The organism is Pseudomonas sp. DCB_AW (genome assembly GCF_026240895.1).
In the GTDB taxonomy this organism is placed as follows: domain Bacteria; phylum Pseudomonadota; class Gammaproteobacteria; order Pseudomonadales; family Pseudomonadaceae; genus Aquipseudomonas; species Aquipseudomonas kermanshahensis.
The window spans coordinates 1-16,062 of record NZ_JAPFCE010000025.1 but is presented as its reverse complement, the minus strand read 5'-3'; the positions used below and the strand labels follow the sequence as shown (position 1 = coordinate 16,062).

Below are 16,062 nucleotides of genomic sequence, written 5' to 3'. Positions count from 1 at the left end.
CCGCCGCCCGCCACAAGGCGCGCGGCCCGCCTTCAGAAGGAAATCCGATGATGCGCCGTCCCGCTGCCCTGATCGCCCTGTGCGCAGGCCTTGTGCTGTCTACCCAGGCCCTGGCTGCCGAACTGCCGCAGCGATGGGTCAGCGCCGGTGGTGCGCTGAGCGAGTGGGTCACTGCGCTGGGCGGCGAATCACGCCTGGTCGGCGTCGATACCACCAGCCAGCACCCCGCATCGCTGAAGGCGCTGCCGAGCGTCGGCTATCAGCGCCAGTTGTCTGCCGAAGGTATTCTCAGCCTGCGCCCAGACGTACTGGTGGGCACCGAAGAAATGGGCCCGCCGCCGGTGTTGGCGCAGATTCGCAAGGCGGGTGTGCGGGTGGAGTTGTTCTCCAGCAAGGCCGAACTGGATGCGGTCGATCAGAACCTCAAGCACCTGGGCCAGTTGCTGGGTGCCGAGCCACAAGCCACCGCGTTGGCGGCGGGCTATCGTCAGCAGTTGGATGCGTTGCAGGCTCAGGTCAAACACGCTCAGGCAGGCCAGAAGGCGCCCGGGGTGTTGCTGCTGGTGGGCCATGCCGGTGCCAAGCCGCTGATTGCTGGGCAAGGCACTGCCGGCGATTGGCTGCTACGCCAGGCCGGGGCGCACAACCTGGCCGAGCATCAGGGTTACAAGAACTTCTCCAATGAGGCACTGGCGGCGCTGGACCCGGATGTAGTGGTGTTCTCCGACCGTGCGTTGGCCGACGAGCAGGCGCTGCAAGCGCTGCTGAAGGAAAACCCAGCGCTGGCGGCCTCCCGCGCCGTGCGTGAACAGCGCCTGGTGTCGCTCGACCCGACGCTGCTGGTTGGCGGCCTTGGGCCACGCCTGCCAGCGACCCTGCGCTCGTTGGCTGCCACCTTCTACCCGGCAGCCAAGGGCAGTTTCGCTCAATGAGACAACGCGTTCAGCCACGCACATTGATCATCTGCCTGAGCTTGCTGTGCCTGTTGGCGGTGTGGCTGTCCCTGGCCCTGGGGCCGGTCAGCCTGCCGCTGTTCGATACCTTGCGCGCTGGGCTGCGCTTGTTGGGGCTGCCGATCGCCGGTGATGGCCTGCAGCAGGCGGAAATGATCCTCGGCCAGATTCGCCTGCCGCGCACCTTGCTGGGGCTGGCGGTGGGGGCGGTGCTGGCGCTGTCCGGCGTGGCCATGCAGGGGCTGTTCCGCAACCCGTTGGCCGACCCAGGGCTGGTAGGCGTCGCCGCCGGGGCGGCAATGGGCGCTGCAGTGGCCATTGTCGGCGGCAGCTGGTTTGGCGGAATGCCGGAGGTGCTGGCGCCTTATCTGCTGTCGCTGTGCGCCTTCATTGGCGGGCTTGGGGTGACCGCGCTGGTCTATCGCCTGGGACGGCGCGATGGCCAGACCAATGTCGCCACGATGCTGCTGGCCGGCGTGGCCATGACCGCGCTGGGCGGCGCGGCGGTGGGGCTGTTCTCCTACCTGGCCGATGACGCCACCTTGCGCACCCTGACGTTTTGGAACCTGGGCAGCCTCAACGGTGCCAGTTACGAGCGGCTGTGGCCGCTGTTGATGGTGGCTACCGGCGTGGCGCTGTGGTTGCCGCGGCGCGCGCGGGCGCTGAATGCCTTGCTGCTGGGGGAGCCGGAGGCGCGGCACCTGGGTATCGAGGTAGAGCGGCTCAAGCGCGAATTGGTGTTCTGTACCGCGCTGGGTGTCGGCGCGGCGGTGGCGGCGGCGGGGCTGATCGGCTTCATCGGGCTGGTGGTGCCGCACCTGGTGCGCTTGCTGGCAGGGCCTGATCACCGTGTGGTGTTGCCGGCCTCGCTGTTGGCGGGCGGCGTACTGATGCTGTTTGCCGACCTGGCGGCACGGCTGGTGCTGGCGCCAGCCGAACTGCCGATCGGCATTGTCACTGCGTTTATCGGTGCGCCGTTTTTCCTGTTTCTGCTGATGCGAGGGCGCAGCTGATGTTGCAAGTCGAGGGCCTGCACCTGCGGCGGGGAAGCAACGAGGTACTCCACGACATCCACCTGCAATTGGCCCCAGGGCAGGTGGTGGGCGTGCTCGGCCCCAACGGCGCGGGCAAGAGCAGCTTGCTGGGGGTGCTGTGTGGCGAGCTGGCGCCCGGCCAGGGGCATGTGACCTTGCAGGGCCGGCCGTTGGCCGATTGGGCTGGCCAGGAGCGGGCCAGGCGCCTGGCGGTGTTGCCGCAAGTGTCCAGCCTGGGCTTCTCGTTCAGGGTCGAGGAAGTGGTGGGCATGGGGCGGATGCCGCATGGCAGTGGCCAGGTGCGCGACGCCGAGATCGTCGAAGCAGCCTTGCGTGCCGCGGATGCCTGGCACCTGCAGGGGCGCAGCTACCTGGCGCTGTCGGGCGGTGAGCGGCAGCGGGTGCACCTGGCGCGCGTGCTGGCCCAGCTGTGGCCAGGTGAGCAGGGGACTACGCTGTTGCTTGATGAGCCGACGTCGATGCTCGACCCACTGCATCAGCACACGACCCTGCAAGCGGTGCGCCGCTTTGCCGACCGAGGCGCTGCGGTGCTGGTGATCCTGCATGACCTGAACCTGGCGGCACGCTACTGTGACCGTATCCTGTTGCTTGAGCAGGGCCGCTGCCATGCCTTGGCCTCCCCCGACGAAGTGCTGACGCCTGGGGCATTGAAGGCGGTGTTCGGTATCGATGTGCTGGTACAGGCTCACCCGGAGCGTGGCCACCCGCTGATCATCACCCGCTAGGAGGCATTGCCGATGCGCCATCCACTGCTGTCCGGTTTATCGCTGTGCCTGGTGCTGGCGCTGGGCGGATGCCAGGCCAGCCTGCCGCCGTTACCGGGCTGGCAGAGTACTGAAGGGCGCGAACACGCGCAGTTGGGGCACATCAAGGATCTGGCCAGCGGCCAGCTCATCAGCCCGGAACAACTGGTCACGCAGCTGGCCGCTGCCCCGCGTGTGTTGGTAGGGGAGAAGCACGACAACCCTGACCACCACGCACTGCAGTTGTGGTTGTTGCAGGCCCTGCAGGGCCGGCGCGCTCAGGGCAGCCTGTTGATGGAGATGCTGCAGCCTGAGCAGCAGCCGCTGGTCGACAAACTTGAGGCTCAGCCACCGTTGCCCGCGGACTTGCCCAAGGCGTTAGCGTGGGAAGAAGGCTGGGACTGGCAGTTGTACGGGCCGTTGGTCACGCAGGCCTTGCAGCACGGCATCCCGCTGCTGGCCGCCAACCTTTCACCTGGGCAGATGCGCCACGCCTACCGGCACCCAGCTTCGTTACCGGGCGCACAGTCCAATGCGCCTAGGGTCAAGGCCGCGTTGCTTGAACAGGTGCGTGCCGGGCACTGCGGCTTGCTGCCGGAAAGCCAATTGCCGGCCATGCTTGCCGTTCAACAGCAGCGCGACCGGCAAATGGCAGAGCAGTTGCTGAAGGCGCCGCAGCCAGCCCTGCTATTGGCTGGCGCATACCACGTCCGCAAGGACCTGGGTGTGCCATTGCACTTGGTTGACCTGGGCGCGCAGGGCCGTAGCGTGGTCGTGTTGTTGGCCGAGGTCGGCGAGGAAGCCGAGGCGGGCATGGCCGATTATGTGTGGTACACGGCGGCGATGCCGGAGCAGGACTACTGCGCTCAACTGCGCAAGTAACGTTACGGGTATCGGCGTTGTCACCGCGCACGCGGTGCAGAACCGTCAGGCAAAAAAAGACCCGGCAAAGAGCCGGGTCAATAACCGTGATTAGCCTGATGAGGAGATAATCTGAGAGTCCGAACCAGGGGCTTTCAGTTTATCCAACCAGTCTCGCGACCAGTTGTGATAATCATAACGATTCTCATTTCGGAGTCAATCCCCTTCGTCGGTTTATTTCGCGTTTTTTTGCGCCGGGTTCTTCGCGTCCAACTGTTGATTGAGCGCTTCCTTGCGTTCGGTCGGCAAATCGTTCCAGTGCATGTCGAGCAAGGCACCTTCAATGGCGTACAACAGCACTTTGGAGGCCCGGAACCCTCGCGTTTTCACAGCTTGGTACGCACCCACCGCACCGAGCCGGCGCAAATCCGACGCGCTGTGGATGCCGGCCGCATGCAACCATTGCGCAGAAGTCTTGCCAAGATTCTTCAGATGCTGCAATTCATCGTTCATCGAGCCTCCTTGCGATGGCTGAACGGGTGTTGGGGGATAAATCGCGAGCAGGTCAGAGAGGAGTGTAGCGGGGGTTGGAAAATGCGCGGCCTTTTGCCATCGGGTGCGACGATTGGGGAGGGGAGCCGCCTTTTACGGCTCTATCGCCGGCAAGCCAGCTCCCACAGGGACACCACTGCCCTTGAGGCTTGTGGAACTCCTGTGGGAGCCGGCTTGCCGGCGATAAGCTGCAATGCTGACCTTACAGGCCCGGCAAGCGCTGGCGGATCTGGTCGATCACCTGGTCCATGCTGGCGCTTTCCTGCGTATCGACACGGGTGGCGTGCTGCAGTTCTGTGGCATCCAGCGGCTCACGGCTGGCCTGCTGAGCCTTGACCACCTCTAGGGTAGCGTCCGATGGGTCGGTTTTTTCCGCCTGGCGCTGCGCCAGCCAACTGGCGATCACCGCCTCCGGGGCTTGGCAGTCGAGGACCAGGAACGGCACGCCGGTCGCGCTGGCGACCTCTGCCGCCGCTTGGCGTTGAGCATGTTTCAGGTAGGTGGCATCGAGCACCACCGGGAAGCCGGCGCGCAGGATGGTGCCGGCCAGGTCGTGCAGGCGCTGATAGGTCGCGGCGCTGGCATCCTGGTCATAGATGCCGGCATCTTGCTGCCCAGATAGCGTTGCCTGCTGCTCGCCGAACAGGCGCTTGCGCTCCACGTCCGAACGCACACGCACGGCGCCCAGGGCTTCGACCAGGCGCATCGCCACGTGGCTCTTGCCCACCGCCGAGACGCCGTGGGTTATGGCCAGCAGGCGCGAAGGGATGGCGCTGTAGCTTTCTGCCAGGTTGGCATAGTTGCGGTAGGTGCGCAGGGTGGTGGCGCGCTGCACGCCATCGGCATCGGCGGGCATGCTGAACAGGGCGACCTTGGCGCGCACCAGGGCGCGGTAGGCCTTGTAGAAGTTGAGCACTTCCAGGCCCTCGTAGTCGCCGGTCAGCTCCAGGTACTGGCTGACGAAGCGGTGCGCCAGGCACTTGAGGCCGCGGTCTTCCAGGTCCATGGCCAGGAAGCCGGTATCGGCCCAGACATCGGTCATGCGGAACGGCTCGTTGAACTCGATGCAGTCGAAGATCACCACTTTGCCGTCGATCAGGGTGGCGTTGCCCAGGTGAATGTCACCGTGGCATTCGCGGGTGAAACCGTTGGCTTTGCGCGCTTCGAACAGGCCTTTGAGGCGCTCGAAACTGCTGCGCGCCCATGCCTGGAGGTTATCCAGTTGCAGCAGGTCGGCCTTGTCGCTGAGGAACGGACGGATCTGCTCGAAGTTCTGCTCGACCGGGGCCATCACGCTTTCAGGCGAGCCGTAAGGTTGCGCTGCCGGGACCTTGGGGGTCTGCAGATGGAATTCGGCGATCTGCCGGGCCATCTGGTCGATGTGCTCGGCGTTGAGCTCGCCATTGGCTTGCAGGGTGCTGAGCATCTGCCCCTGGGGGAACTGGCGCATTTTCAGGGCGTATTCGATTGCTACACCCTCACCGCCGATTTGCGGCGCTTCGGCGCTACCGGTGATCGGCAGCACGTCGAGGTACAGGCCGTCGGTCAGGCGCTGGTTCAGGCGCAATTCTTCGTTACAGAAATGCTCGCGCTGATCCAGCTGGGTGAAGTCGAGGAAGCCGAAGTTCATCGGCTTCTTGACCTTGTAGGCGTACTCGCCAGTGAGCAGGACCCATGAGATATGCGTCTCGATGAGTTGGAACCCATCCACGGGGTGAGGGTAGAGGGCCGGGTTCTGCAACGCAGTGATAAGAGCTTGGCTCACGGGAAATCCTTCCGGGGGCAGGGAATTCGAATGCGCCATTATGGTCAATGGTGCCGTCCCTGCATACCGCCGAGGGCGCCTGCCCAGCCTTTACAAAGTGCGTATAATCCGCCGCCATGACTCGAACTCGAAACGCTCGTACCCCTCAGAAACGCCCGACCGGCCGCTCTCGCGCCTGGCTGGGCTGGGCTTTGAAGCTCAGCCTGGTCGGCCTGGTGATCCTCGCCGGCTTCGCGGTTTACCTCGATGCTGTCGTCCAAGAGAAGTTCTCTGGCAAGCGTTGGACCATCCCGGCCAAGGTATACGCCCGGCCACTGGAGCTGTTCGTCGGCCAGAAGCTGAGCAAGAACGACTTCCTCACCGAACTCGATGCCCTGGGCTATCGCCGTGAAAGCGCGGCCAACGGCCCAGGTGCGGCCGCGGTCAACGGTAATACCGTCGACCTCAACACCCGTGGCTTCCAGTTCTACGAGGGGATGGAACCCGCGCAGTTCGTCCGCGTGCGCTTCTCTGGCGATTACGTGGCGGGGCTGGCCGGTGCCAATGGCGGCAAGCTCGACGTGGTGCGCCTGGAGCCGCTGATGATCGGCGGTATCTACCCGAAAAACCTCGAGGACCGGATCCTGATCAAAATCGATCAGGTGCCACCGTACCTGCTCGAAACCTTGGTCGCGACCGAAGACCGCGACTTCTACAGCCACTTTGGCGTGTCGCCCAAGTCCATCGCCCGTGCCGTATGGGTCAACACCTCGGCCGGCTCCATGCGCCAAGGCGGCAGTACCCTGACCCAGCAGTTGGTGAAGAACTTCTACCTCACCAGCGAACGCAGCCTCAGCCGCAAGCTGACCGAGGCCATGATGGCTGTGCTGCTGGAGCTGCATTACGACAAGCGTGAAATCCTCGAGGCCTACCTCAACGAGGTGTTCGTCGGCCAGGACGGCCAACGCGCGGTGCATGGCTTCGGCCTGGCCAGCCAGTTCTTCTTCAGCCAGCCGCTGTCGGAGCTCAAGCTGCACCAGATCGCCTTGCTGGTGGGCATGGTCAAGGGGCCGTCCTACTACAACCCGCGGCGTTATCCTGACCGCGCCCTGGCCCGCCGTAACCTGGTGCTCGACCTGCTGGCCGAGCAGGGCGTGGCGAGCAAGGACGTGATCGAGGCGGCGAAGAAGATGCCATTGGGTGTGACCAAGCGCGGCAGCCTGGCGGACAGCTCGTTCCCAGCCTTCCTCGACTTGGTCAAACGCCAGTTGCGCCAAGACTACCGCGACGAAGACTTGACCGAAGAAGGCCTGCGCATCTTCACCAGTTTCGACCCGATCCTGCAGATGAAGGCCGAAACCTCCATGAACGAGACGTTCAAGCGCCTGGCCGGGCGCAAGGGCGCTGACGAGGTCGAGTCGGCGATGGTCGTGACCAACCCGGAAACCGGCGAGGTGCAAGCGCTGATCGGCAGCCGCCAGTCGGGCTTTGCCGGCTTCAACCGCGCCATCGACGCGGTGCGGCCGATTGGCTCGCTGGTCAAGCCGGCGGTGTACCTGACCGCGCTGGAACAGCCGAGCAAGTACACCCTGACCAGCTGGGTGCAGGACGAGCCGTTCTCGGTCAAAGGCGCCAACGGCCAGATCTGGCGCCCGCAGAACTACGACCGTCGTCCGCATGGCACCATTTACCTGTATCAAGGCCTGGCCAACTCCTACAACCTGTCGACCGCCAAGCTCGGCCTGGAAGTGGGTGTGCCCAACGTGATCAAGACCATCGGTCGGCTGGGGGTGAATGTCGACTGGCCAGCCTTCCCAGCGATGCTGCTGGGGGCAGGTGGCATGTCGCCGATGCAGGTCGCGACCATGTACCAGACCATTGCCAATGGTGGCTTCAACACGCCGATGCGCGGTATCCGCAGCGTGTTGACGGCCGAGGGTGAGCCGCTCAAGCGCTACCCGTTCCAGATCCAGCAGACCTTCGACCCAGGGTCCATCTACCTGGTGCAAAACGCCATGCAGCGGGTGATGCGCGAAGGTACCGGCCGTTCGGTGTACAACGTGTTGCCGCGTTCGCTGACCCTGGCCGGCAAGACCGGTACCAGTAACGACTCGCGCGACAGCTGGTTCTCCGGCTTTAGCCAGGACCTGCTGGCCGTGGTGTGGATGGGCCGCGACGATAACGGCAAGACGCCGTTCACCGGTGCCACCGGCGCCCTGCAGGTGTGGACCAGCTTCATGAAGAAGGCCGACCCGCTGCCGCTGGACATGCCGCAACCGGACAACGTCGTGCAAGCCTGGATCGACCCGTACAGCGGCCAAGGCTCTGACGGTAGCTGTCCGGGAGCCGTGCAGATGCCGTATATTCGCGGAAGCGAACCGCCCGCCGGCGCAGCCTGTGGCGGTGAGCAGAATCCGGCAGAATCGGTCATGGACTGGGTCAAAGGCTGGATGAATTAAGCACGAGCTGCATTGATGAGGTGTGAAGTGAATAAGTGGCTGTTTCCTGCCTTGACGGCGTTGGTTGTGCTCCAGGGTTGCTCCAGCGTCCAGCGTGGCAATATCCCGGTGGTCGACTCGAGCACCCGCGTGTCCAACAGTGAACGCGTAACGGCCAACCGCTCGGCGGCTGGCATGAACAGCGGCACCTCACAAGCGCAGTCGCTGCCTGAGGATTCGGGCGTGACGGTGATGATCCCGCAGGGCGCCGGTGCCTCGAGCATCCAGACGTTCCCGGCCGGTAATGGGGCGGCGCCGATCAGCACCGCGCCGATTACCCCGGGCCCGATCTCGACCGGGCCGATGACCACCAACCCGAACCCGATCGCCGACGAGCCGTTCGATATCGCCTCGATGAACAGCACGCCGAAAGCCAGCAGTGCGCCGACCGGCATCCCGCGCAGCGGTGGCGCATCTGGCGGCCTGTCGGCCGACGAGCAGCTGGATGGGCCTGTACTGGCGCTGTTGACCACTGCCCAGCAACAGCAGGTCAGTGGTGATTTCAACGGTGCCTCGTCTAGCCTGGAGCGTGCCCAGCGTATCGCCCCGCGCGAGCCGCAGGTGCTGTTCCGCCTGGCCCAGGTGCGTTTGTCCCAGGGCGATGCAGCGCAGGCCGAGCAGTTGGCTCGCCGCGCCCTGACCTACGCCAATGGCCGCCCCGACCTGCAGGCCGAACTGTGGAACACCATTGCCCAGTGCCGTGAAAAGCAAGGTGACAGTGCCGGTGCGGCGCTGGCGCGGCAGAAGGCCCGAGTGAATTCCTGATGATCGAGCAACGCATTCTGGACATCGCCGACCACCTGCTGCTGATCGAGCGTGAGTTGAAGGTGCAAGGCTGGTGGGACGATGAGCCGCCCAGCGATGAAGCGCTGGAAAGCACTGTGCCCTTCGCGGTCGATACGATGACCCTGGAGCAGTGGCTGCAATGGATCTTCCTGCCCCGCATGAAGATCATCATCGAGCTCGGCCACCCGCTGCCCAGTGCCTCGGGCATCCTGGTGATGGCTGAAACGGTGTTCACCGATCGCCCGGAGCAGAGTCGCGAGCTACGGCGCCTGCTAGCAGAGTTCGATCAATTGATCGCTTCTGGAGCCTGATTTCTTCTCTTTTTCCTTCAAGGGCCGCAGATTGTGGCCCTTTTTTATGGAAATCTTCTTAATTCTGCTGCTGCTATCCTTTTTAGTGGTGGCAGGAATTCATCTTGAGGAAAAATTGGCAATAATTTTTCTTGACTTGTAGCCGCCAAATCACAAGAATCCAACTTCCGCTGTAGAGGGACTGCCAGAAGCAGACCCGCTAAGCAGATCATGAGGCGCACACCCGCGCCGACCTGTTACACCCCGCAACGCGTTACCTCGCGCTGGGTGGGAAAACCCCGCAACACTCTGGGGCGCTCCCAATACTTGCTCAGTCAGTGCTGACGTTCGCTCATGCTCTGCTTGGCAGTAAACCTATTAAGACCCGTCCACTAGGGACGGTATTCTGGCGTTTTAGAGGTGAACAACGTGGAGCTTTTATCTGGCGCTGAGATGGTCGTCCGCTTCTTGCGTGACGAAGGCGTTAAGCACATCTACGGGTACCCTGGCGGTGCTCTCCTTCATGTTTACGATGCCCTGTTCAAGGAACCGGAAGTCGAACACATCCTGGTTCGTCACGAACAGGCTGCAACCCATATGGCGGACGGCTACGCCCGTGCCACCGGCAAGGCCGGTGTGGTGCTGGTAACCTCCGGCCCGGGTGCGACCAATGCCATTACCGGCATTGCCACCGCCTACATGGATTCGATTCCGATGGTCATTCTGTCCGGCCAGGTGCCTAGCACCATGGTGGGTACCGATGCCTTCCAGGAAACCGACATGATTGGCATCTCGCGGCCGATCGTGAAGCACAGCTTCATGATCAAAAACGCCACCGAGATCCCAGAAGTTCTGAAAAAAGCCTTCTACCTGGCGCAATCCGGCCGTCCTGGCCCGGTCGTGGTCGACATTCCAAAAGATATGACCAACCCGGCCGAGAAGTTCGAATACGTCTACCCGAAGAAGGTCAAGCTGCGCTCCTACAGTCCGGCGGTCCGTGGCCACTCCGGCCAGATCCGCAAGGCCGCCGAGATGCTGCTGGCGGCCAAGCGCCCGATCGTTTACGCCGGCGGCGGCGTGATTCTGGGTGGCGGCTCCGAAGCCCTGACCGAAATCGCCAAATCGCTGAACCTGCCGGTTACCAATACCCTCATGGGTCTGGGTGGCTTCCCGGGTACTGACCGTCAGTTCCTCGGCATGCTCGGCATGCACGGCAGCTTCACGGCCAACATGGCCATGCACAATGCTGACGTCATCTTTGCCGTCGGTGCGCGTTTCGATGACCGTGTGGTCAACGGCCCGGCCAAGTTCTGCCCGAATGCCAAGATCATCCACATCGACATCGACCCTGCGTCGATTTCCAAGATGATCAAGGCCGACGTGCCTATCGTTGGCCCAGTCGACAGCGTCTTGACCGAGATGCTCGGCATCCTCAAGGAAATCGGCGAGCAGCCTGACAAGGCCGCCGCAGAAGCCTGGTGGAAGCAGATCGATGAATGGCGTGGCGACGGCGACCTGTTCCCTTACAACAAAGGTGATGGCAGCGTCATCAAGCCGCAGACCGTGATCGAAACCCTGTGCGAAGTGACCAAAGGCGATGCCTTTGTTACCTCCGACGTGGGCCAGCACCAGATGTTCGCGGCGCAGTACTACCGCTTCAACAAGCCGAACCGCTGGATCAACTCCGGTGGCCTGGGCACCATGGGCTTCGGTTTCCCGGCGGCGATGGGCGTCAAGCTCAACTTCCCGGACCAGGACGTGGCGTGCGTGACCGGCGAAGGCAGTATCCAGATGAACATCCAGGAACTGTCCACCTGCATGCAGTACGGCCTGCCGGTGAAAATCGTCAACCTGAACAACGGCGTGCTGGGCATGGTCCGCCAGTGGCAGGACATGGCGTACAACGGCCGTCACTCGCACTCCTATGTCGAGTCGCTGCCTGACTTCATCAAGCTGGCCGAGGCCTATGGTCATGTGGGTATCCGCATCACCAGCCTGAAAGACCTCAAGCCGAAGCTGGAAGAGGCATTCGCGATGAAAGACCGTCTGGTGTTCATCGACATCGCGGTTGACCGTACCGAGCACGTCTATCCGATGCAGATCAAGGATGGCTCGATGCGTGACATGTGGCTGAGCAAGACGGAGCGTACCTGATATGCGGCACATCATTTCCTTGCTGCTGGAAAACGAACCCGGTGCCTTGTCTCGCGTCGTTGGCCTGTTCTCCCAGCGTAACTACAACATTGAAAGCCTGACCGTGGCGCCGACCGAAGACCCGACCTTGTCGCGTCTGACGCTGACCACCGTTGGCCATGACGAAGTGATCGAACAGATCACCAAGAACCTGAACAAGCTTGTCGAAGTGGTAAAGCTTGTCGACCTGTCGGAAAGTGCTCACATCGAGCGTGAACTGATGCTGGTCAAGGTCAAGGCCACCGGAGCCCAGCGGGCCGAGATCAAGCGCACCACGGACATTTTCCGTGGCCAGATCGTCGATGTGACCGCCAGTGTGTACACCGTGCAACTGAGCGGCACCAGCGACAAACTGGACAGCTTCATCCAGGCCATCGGCACCGCATCGATTCTCGAAACCGTGCGCAGTGGCGTCACCGGCATTGCCCGTGGCGACAAAGTGCTCAGCATCTAAATTCAAAAATTAGCGATGGCTCCGCAGGGGCCGAGATATAACCAGGGGTATTTTCATGAAAGTTTTCTACGATAAAGACTGCGACCTTTCCATCATCCAGGGTAAGAAAGTCGCCATCATCGGTTACGGTTCCCAAGGCCACGCCCAGGCGTGCAACCTGAAAGACTCCGGTGTAGACGTTACCGTCGGTCTGCGTAAAGGCTCGGCCACCGTTGCCAAGGCAGAAGCCCACGGCCTGAAAGTGGCCGACGTGGCTACCGCTGTCGCTGCTGCCGACCTGGTCATGATCCTGACTCCGGACGAGTTCCAAGGCGCTCTGTACAAGAACGAGATCGAGCCGAACATCAAGAAAGGCGCAACCCTGGCCTTCTCCCACGGCTTCTCGATCCACTACAACCAAGTCGTGCCACGTGCCGACCTCGACGTGATCATGATCGCGCCGAAAGCCCCGGGCCACACCGTGCGCTCCGAGTTCGTCAAAGGCGGCGGCATCCCTGACCTGATCGCTATCTACCAGGACGCTTCGGGCAACGCCAAGAACGTTGCGCTGTCCTACGCCGCAGGCGTGGGCGGCGGCCGTACCGGCATCATCGAAACCACCTTCAAGGACGAGACTGAAACCGACCTGTTCGGCGAGCAGGCTGTTCTGTGCGGCGGTACCGTCGAGCTGGTCAAAGCCGGTTTCGAAACCCTGGTTGAAGCGGGCTACGCGCCAGAAATGGCCTACTTCGAGTGCCTGCACGAGCTGAAGTTGATCGTTGACCTCATGTACGAAGGCGGTATCGCCAACATGAACTACTCGATCTCCAACAACGCCGAGTACGGTGAGTACGTCACCGGCCCAGAAGTCATCAACGAAGAATCCCGCAAGGCCATGCGCAACGCTCTGAAGCGCATCCAGGACGGCGAGTACGCGAAGATGTTCATCTCCGAAGGTGCTACCAACTACCCATCGATGACCGCCAAGCGTCGTAACAACGCTGCCCACGGCATTGAAATCATCGGCGAGCAACTGCGTTCGATGATGCCTTGGATCTCGGCGAACAAGATCGTCGACAAAGCCAAGAACTAAGTTTCTTGCAACATGAAAAACGCGGCTTCGGCCGCGTTTTTTCGTTTAGGCAGCCGGCATCTGGTATAAAGCAGACCAGTGGCCTGCCGTCAGAACCTGTTTCGCAGGCCCGTGTCGAACATATTCCACCCTGTTGCAAGGTACCCTACATGAGCGAACGTCCCGAAGAGCCGAACAAGCCCTCCGACGCCGAAAGCCTGCTACCTGTCGATGAGCACATTGAAGAGGGCCATGACGCCGAAGGGCGCAAGGTCCGGCATCGCGGCATCTATCTGCTTCCTAACCTGTTCACCACCGCCAACCTGTTCGCCGGCTTCTACTCCATCATCAACTCGATGAGCGCGCAGAGCGCGTTGAGTGCTGGCGACCCGCGCGAGGCAAGCAAGTACTTCGCCTTTGCCGCCATCGCCATCTTCGTCGCCATGGTGCTCGACGGCCTGGACGGCCGTGTGGCTCGCATGACCAATACCCAAAGCGCCTTCGGGGCCGAGTACGACTCGCTGTCGGACATGGTCGCCTTTGGTGTTGCCCCGGCGTTGCTGGCCTTTGGCTGGGCGTTGGGTGACATGGGCAAGGTCGGCTGGATGGTTGCCTTCATCTATGTGGCTGGCGCTGCTTTGCGCCTGGCGCGCTTCAATACCCAGGTGGGCACCGCCGACAAGCGTTACTTCATCGGCCTGGCCAGCCCGGCGGCTGCAGGTGTGGTCGCGGGCACCGTGTGGGCCTTCAGTGACTACGGTATCCAGGGCTCCAAGCTGTCGTTCCTGGTGGCGCTGCTGGTAGCGGCGGCTGGCATGTTGATGGTCAGCAACATCAAGTACAACAGCTTCAAGGAACTCGACCTCAAAGGGCGTGTGCCGTTCGTGGCCATCCTGGCGGTGGTCCTGGTGTTCGCGGTGGTATTCAGCGACCCGCCCCGCATCCTGCTGCTGATCTTCCTTGCCTACGCGGCTTCGGGGCCGATCCAGTTCTTGCTGCGGTCTCGCCGTCGCAAGTCGTGACAATGATTTAATGATGGAATAACCCTCCGGCTCCATAGTCTTACTGGTACATCCGTTATCCAGTGCTATGGAGCCGTCCATGCTCATCAAGCTTCCCAGGTCATCCGAGTGCAAGGCGTCGGAGATCACGCCCGAAGGTCTCTATCTTTCTCGTCGCACCGTGCTCGGTGGCTCGCTGGCGGGCCTTGCCCTGGGCGCGCTACCGAGCCTGGGGCATGCCGCCGAGGTCAGTCGCTACGCCGATGTCGAGGCGGGCGCTGCACCCGCCTGGTTCAGTGACAAGCTTGCGGCGACGCGGTGGCAGGCGGTAACGGTCAAGGATGAGGCGATTACCCCCTTCAAGGACGCGACCCACTACAACAACTTCTATGAGTTCGGGCCCGACAAGGGTGACCCGGCTGCCAATGGCGGCAGCTTGCAGACCGAGCCTTGGTCTGTGGTGATCGATGGTGAGGTCGGCAAGCCCGGGCGCTATGCCCTGGAAGACTTCGTCAAACCTTATCAGCTCGAAGAGCGCATCTACCGGTTGCGCTGTGTCGAGGCGTGGTCGATGGTCATCCCCTGGCTTGGCTTCCCGCTGGCGCAAGTACTCAAGCAAGTGGAACCGACATCCAACGCGCGCTACGTGCGCTTCGAAACATTGAAAGACCCACAGCATATGCCAGGGCAACGCTCAGGCTTCGCCTTGATCGACTGGCCCTATAGAGAAGGGCTGCGCCTGGATGAGGCCATGCACCCGTTGGCGATTCTGGCGGTGGGTATGTATGGCCGCGAGCTGGCCAACCAGAATGGCGCGCCGTTGCGCTTGGTGGTGCCATGGAAGTACGGGTTCAAGAGCATCAAGTCGATCGTGCGGATCAGCCTGGTGGCCGAGCGCCCGCAAACGACCTGGGAGGGGCTGGCGCCAGATGAGTATGGCTTCTATGCCAACGTTAACCCCGAGGTCGATCACCCGCGTTGGACCCAAGCGCGTGAGCGGCGCCTGCCAAGTGGTCTGTTCAGCCCCAACGTACGCCCAACGCAAATGTTCAACGGCTACGCCGACGAGGTGGCTTCGCTGTATGCCGGCCTCGACCTGCGGAAGAACTATTGATGCGCTATCCCTGGTTGCGCCTGGCCATCTTTATAGTGGGGTGTGTGCTGCCACTCTGGTGGTTGTATGAGGCTGCGATGAACCTGCTGGGGCCGGACCCAGGGAAGATCCTGATGGACCGGCTGGGGTTGGGCGCGCTGACGTACCTGCTGGTGACCTTGAGCATGACGCCGTTGCAGCGGCTGACAGGGTGGTCGGGCTGGATCGTCGTGCGCCGCCAACTGGGGTTGTGGTGTTTTGCCTACATCGTGCTGCACATCCTTTGTTACCTCTTCTTTATTCTGGGGCTGGACTGGGGGCAGTTCGCTGTCGAGCTGCGTAAGCGGCCCTACATTATTGTGGGGGCGCTTGGCTTCCTCGGGTTGTTGGCGCTGGCGGTAACCTCGAATCGGTATAGCCAGCGCCGGCTGGGTGCGCGGTGGAAGAAGCTGCATAAGCTGGTGTATGTGATTCTCGGCCTGGGGCTGCTGCATTTCCTGTGGATCGTGCGCTCAGATCTGCGCGAGTGGGCTATCTATGCCGGCATTGGTGCCGTGTTGATGGCGCTGCGTATTCCTGCAGTTGCACGGCGTGTTCCTCGGGTGATCAGCAAGCGGGGGAGGGTGGTGTGAAACATTGTTGAAATAAAGGGTTGACGGGATTTCGAATCCCCTTATAATGCGCCCCACTTCCAGCGTGATTGGAACGAGAAACTCCTTGAGTATCAACGAGTTAATCGATTCAGGTAGTGTTGTAAGGGCTTCGATCGAAAGATCGTCAGCGGTTGA

15 protein-coding genes are annotated in these 16,062 nt (G+C 62.2%); 13 read left to right on the top strand and 2 right to left on the bottom strand.

What is annotated here, in order from left to right; translation table 11 throughout:
* The first annotated feature begins 47 nt into the window (after window positions 1-47).
* From OO306_RS15340 to OO306_RS15325, 4 genes are read left to right on the top strand one after another with little or no spacing between them, the layout of a single operon-like run.
* Window positions 48-932, top strand: coding sequence for a hemin ABC transporter substrate-binding protein (locus OO306_RS15340; RefSeq protein WP_085274230.1), 885 nt, complete (start codon window positions 48-50; stop codon window positions 930-932).
* 50 nt (window positions 933-982) lie between these two features.
* The gene (locus OO306_RS15335; RefSeq protein ID WP_265969279.1) at window positions 983-1,966 is read left to right on the top strand and encodes an iron ABC transporter permease; all 984 of its coding nucleotides are present in this window, start codon (window positions 983-985) and stop codon (window positions 1,964-1,966) included.
* Complete coding sequence (locus OO306_RS15330; protein WP_099430469.1) at window positions 1,966-2,733, top strand: heme ABC transporter ATP-binding protein; 768 nt, start codon at window positions 1,966-1,968, stop codon at window positions 2,731-2,733. Before OO306_RS15335 ends, OO306_RS15330 begins: the two co-directional genes overlap by 1 nt.
* Window positions 2,734-2,745: 12 nt before the next feature.
* The gene (locus OO306_RS15325; RefSeq protein WP_265969259.1) at window positions 2,746-3,633 is read left to right on the top strand and encodes a ChaN family lipoprotein; all 888 of its coding nucleotides are present in this window, start codon (window positions 2,746-2,748) and stop codon (window positions 3,631-3,633) included.
* 213 nt (window positions 3,634-3,846) lie between these two features.
* Here OO306_RS15325 and OO306_RS15320 read toward each other — a convergent pair whose 3' ends face one another.
* Together OO306_RS15320 and OO306_RS15315 are read right to left on the bottom strand one after the other, a co-directional pair.
* Window positions 3,847-4,125: a TfoX/Sxy family protein gene (locus OO306_RS15320; RefSeq protein ID WP_027594998.1), complete on the bottom strand. Its 279-nt coding sequence runs from the start codon at window positions 4,123-4,125 to the stop codon at window positions 3,847-3,849.
* A 241-nt stretch (window positions 4,126-4,366) separates the two neighbouring features.
* A complete protein-coding gene (locus tag OO306_RS15315; protein ID WP_265969258.1) occupies window positions 4,367-5,929 on the bottom strand; it encodes a bifunctional aminoglycoside phosphotransferase/ATP-binding protein in 1,563 nt (520 codons plus the stop codon).
* Window positions 5,930-6,045: 116 nt separating this feature from the next.
* Here OO306_RS15315 and mrcB point away from each other — a divergent pair, with 116 nt between their 5' ends.
* The 9 genes from mrcB (at window position 6,046) to msrQ (ending at window position 15,906) form a co-directional block, all read left to right on the top strand.
* Entirely contained in the window at window positions 6,046-8,367 is a 2,322-nt protein-coding gene (mrcB, locus tag OO306_RS15310) for a penicillin-binding protein 1B (protein ID WP_027594996.1), read from the top strand.
* A gap of 15 nt (window positions 8,368-8,382) precedes the next feature.
* Complete coding sequence (locus tag OO306_RS15305; protein WP_085274228.1) at window positions 8,383-9,171, top strand: M48 family metallopeptidase; 789 nt, start codon at window positions 8,383-8,385, stop codon at window positions 9,169-9,171.
* Entirely contained in the window at window positions 9,171-9,503 is a 333-nt protein-coding gene (locus OO306_RS15300) for a YqcC family protein (protein ID WP_027594994.1), read from the top strand. Before OO306_RS15305 ends, OO306_RS15300 begins: the two co-directional genes overlap by 1 nt.
* 408 nt (window positions 9,504-9,911) lie before the next feature.
* Window positions 9,912-11,636 (top strand): acetolactate synthase 3 large subunit, encoded by a 1,725-nt coding sequence (locus OO306_RS15295; RefSeq protein WP_027594993.1) that lies wholly within the window; start codon window positions 9,912-9,914, stop codon window positions 11,634-11,636.
* A 1-nt stretch (window position 11,637) separates the two neighbouring features.
* Window positions 11,638-12,129: an acetolactate synthase small subunit gene (gene ilvN, locus OO306_RS15290; RefSeq protein WP_003250040.1), complete on the top strand. Its 492-nt coding sequence runs from the start codon at window positions 11,638-11,640 to the stop codon at window positions 12,127-12,129.
* A gap of 55 nt (window positions 12,130-12,184) precedes the next feature.
* Window positions 12,185-13,201 carry a ketol-acid reductoisomerase gene (gene ilvC, locus OO306_RS15285; protein ID WP_027594992.1) on the top strand — a complete coding sequence of 339 codons (1,017 nt, stop codon included), beginning with the start codon at window positions 12,185-12,187 and terminating at the stop codon, window positions 13,199-13,201.
* A 149-nt stretch (window positions 13,202-13,350) separates the two neighbouring features.
* Complete coding sequence (gene pssA, locus OO306_RS15280) at window positions 13,351-14,202, top strand: CDP-diacylglycerol--serine O-phosphatidyltransferase (RefSeq protein WP_027594991.1); 852 nt, start codon at window positions 13,351-13,353, stop codon at window positions 14,200-14,202.
* Between the two features lie 79 nt (window positions 14,203-14,281).
* A complete protein-coding gene (gene msrP / locus OO306_RS15275) occupies window positions 14,282-15,295 on the top strand; it encodes a protein-methionine-sulfoxide reductase catalytic subunit MsrP (RefSeq protein WP_265969256.1) in 1,014 nt (337 codons plus the stop codon).
* Window positions 15,295-15,906, top strand: coding sequence for a protein-methionine-sulfoxide reductase heme-binding subunit MsrQ (gene msrQ / locus OO306_RS15270; RefSeq protein WP_027594989.1), 612 nt, complete (start codon window positions 15,295-15,297; stop codon window positions 15,904-15,906). The genes msrP and msrQ overlap by 1 nt, the downstream gene beginning before the upstream one ends.
* The last annotated feature ends 156 nt before the right edge of the window (window positions 15,907-16,062 follow it).

Bases quoted from the DNA above. Each gene is read 5' to 3' on its own strand.
- OO306_RS15340 (WP_085274230.1), top strand. From the start codon at position 48: ATGATGCGCCGTCCCGCTGCCCTGATCGCCCTGTGCGCAGGCCTTGTG.
- OO306_RS15330 (WP_099430469.1), top strand. From the start codon at position 1,966: ATGTTGCAAGTCGAGGGCCTGCACCTGCGGCGGGGAAGCAACGAGGTA.
- OO306_RS15325 (WP_265969259.1), top strand. From the start codon at position 2,746: ATGCGCCATCCACTGCTGTCCGGTTTATCGCTGTGCCTGGTGCTGGCG.
- OO306_RS15320 (WP_027594998.1), bottom strand. From the start codon at position 4,125: ATGAACGATGAATTGCAGCATCTGAAGAATCTTGGCAAGACTTCTGCG.
- mrcB (WP_027594996.1), top strand. From the start codon at position 6,046: ATGACTCGAACTCGAAACGCTCGTACCCCTCAGAAACGCCCGACCGGC.
- OO306_RS15305 (WP_085274228.1), top strand. From the start codon at position 8,383: ATGAGGTGTGAAGTGAATAAGTGGCTGTTTCCTGCCTTGACGGCGTTG.
- OO306_RS15300 (WP_027594994.1), top strand. From the start codon at position 9,171: ATGATCGAGCAACGCATTCTGGACATCGCCGACCACCTGCTGCTGATC.
- ilvN (WP_003250040.1), top strand. From the start codon at position 11,638: ATGCGGCACATCATTTCCTTGCTGCTGGAAAACGAACCCGGTGCCTTG.
- ilvC (WP_027594992.1), top strand. From the start codon at position 12,185: ATGAAAGTTTTCTACGATAAAGACTGCGACCTTTCCATCATCCAGGGT.
- pssA (WP_027594991.1), top strand. From the start codon at position 13,351: ATGAGCGAACGTCCCGAAGAGCCGAACAAGCCCTCCGACGCCGAAAGC.
- msrP (WP_265969256.1), top strand. From the start codon at position 14,282: ATGCTCATCAAGCTTCCCAGGTCATCCGAGTGCAAGGCGTCGGAGATC.
- msrQ (WP_027594989.1), top strand. From the start codon at position 15,295: ATGCGCTATCCCTGGTTGCGCCTGGCCATCTTTATAGTGGGGTGTGTG.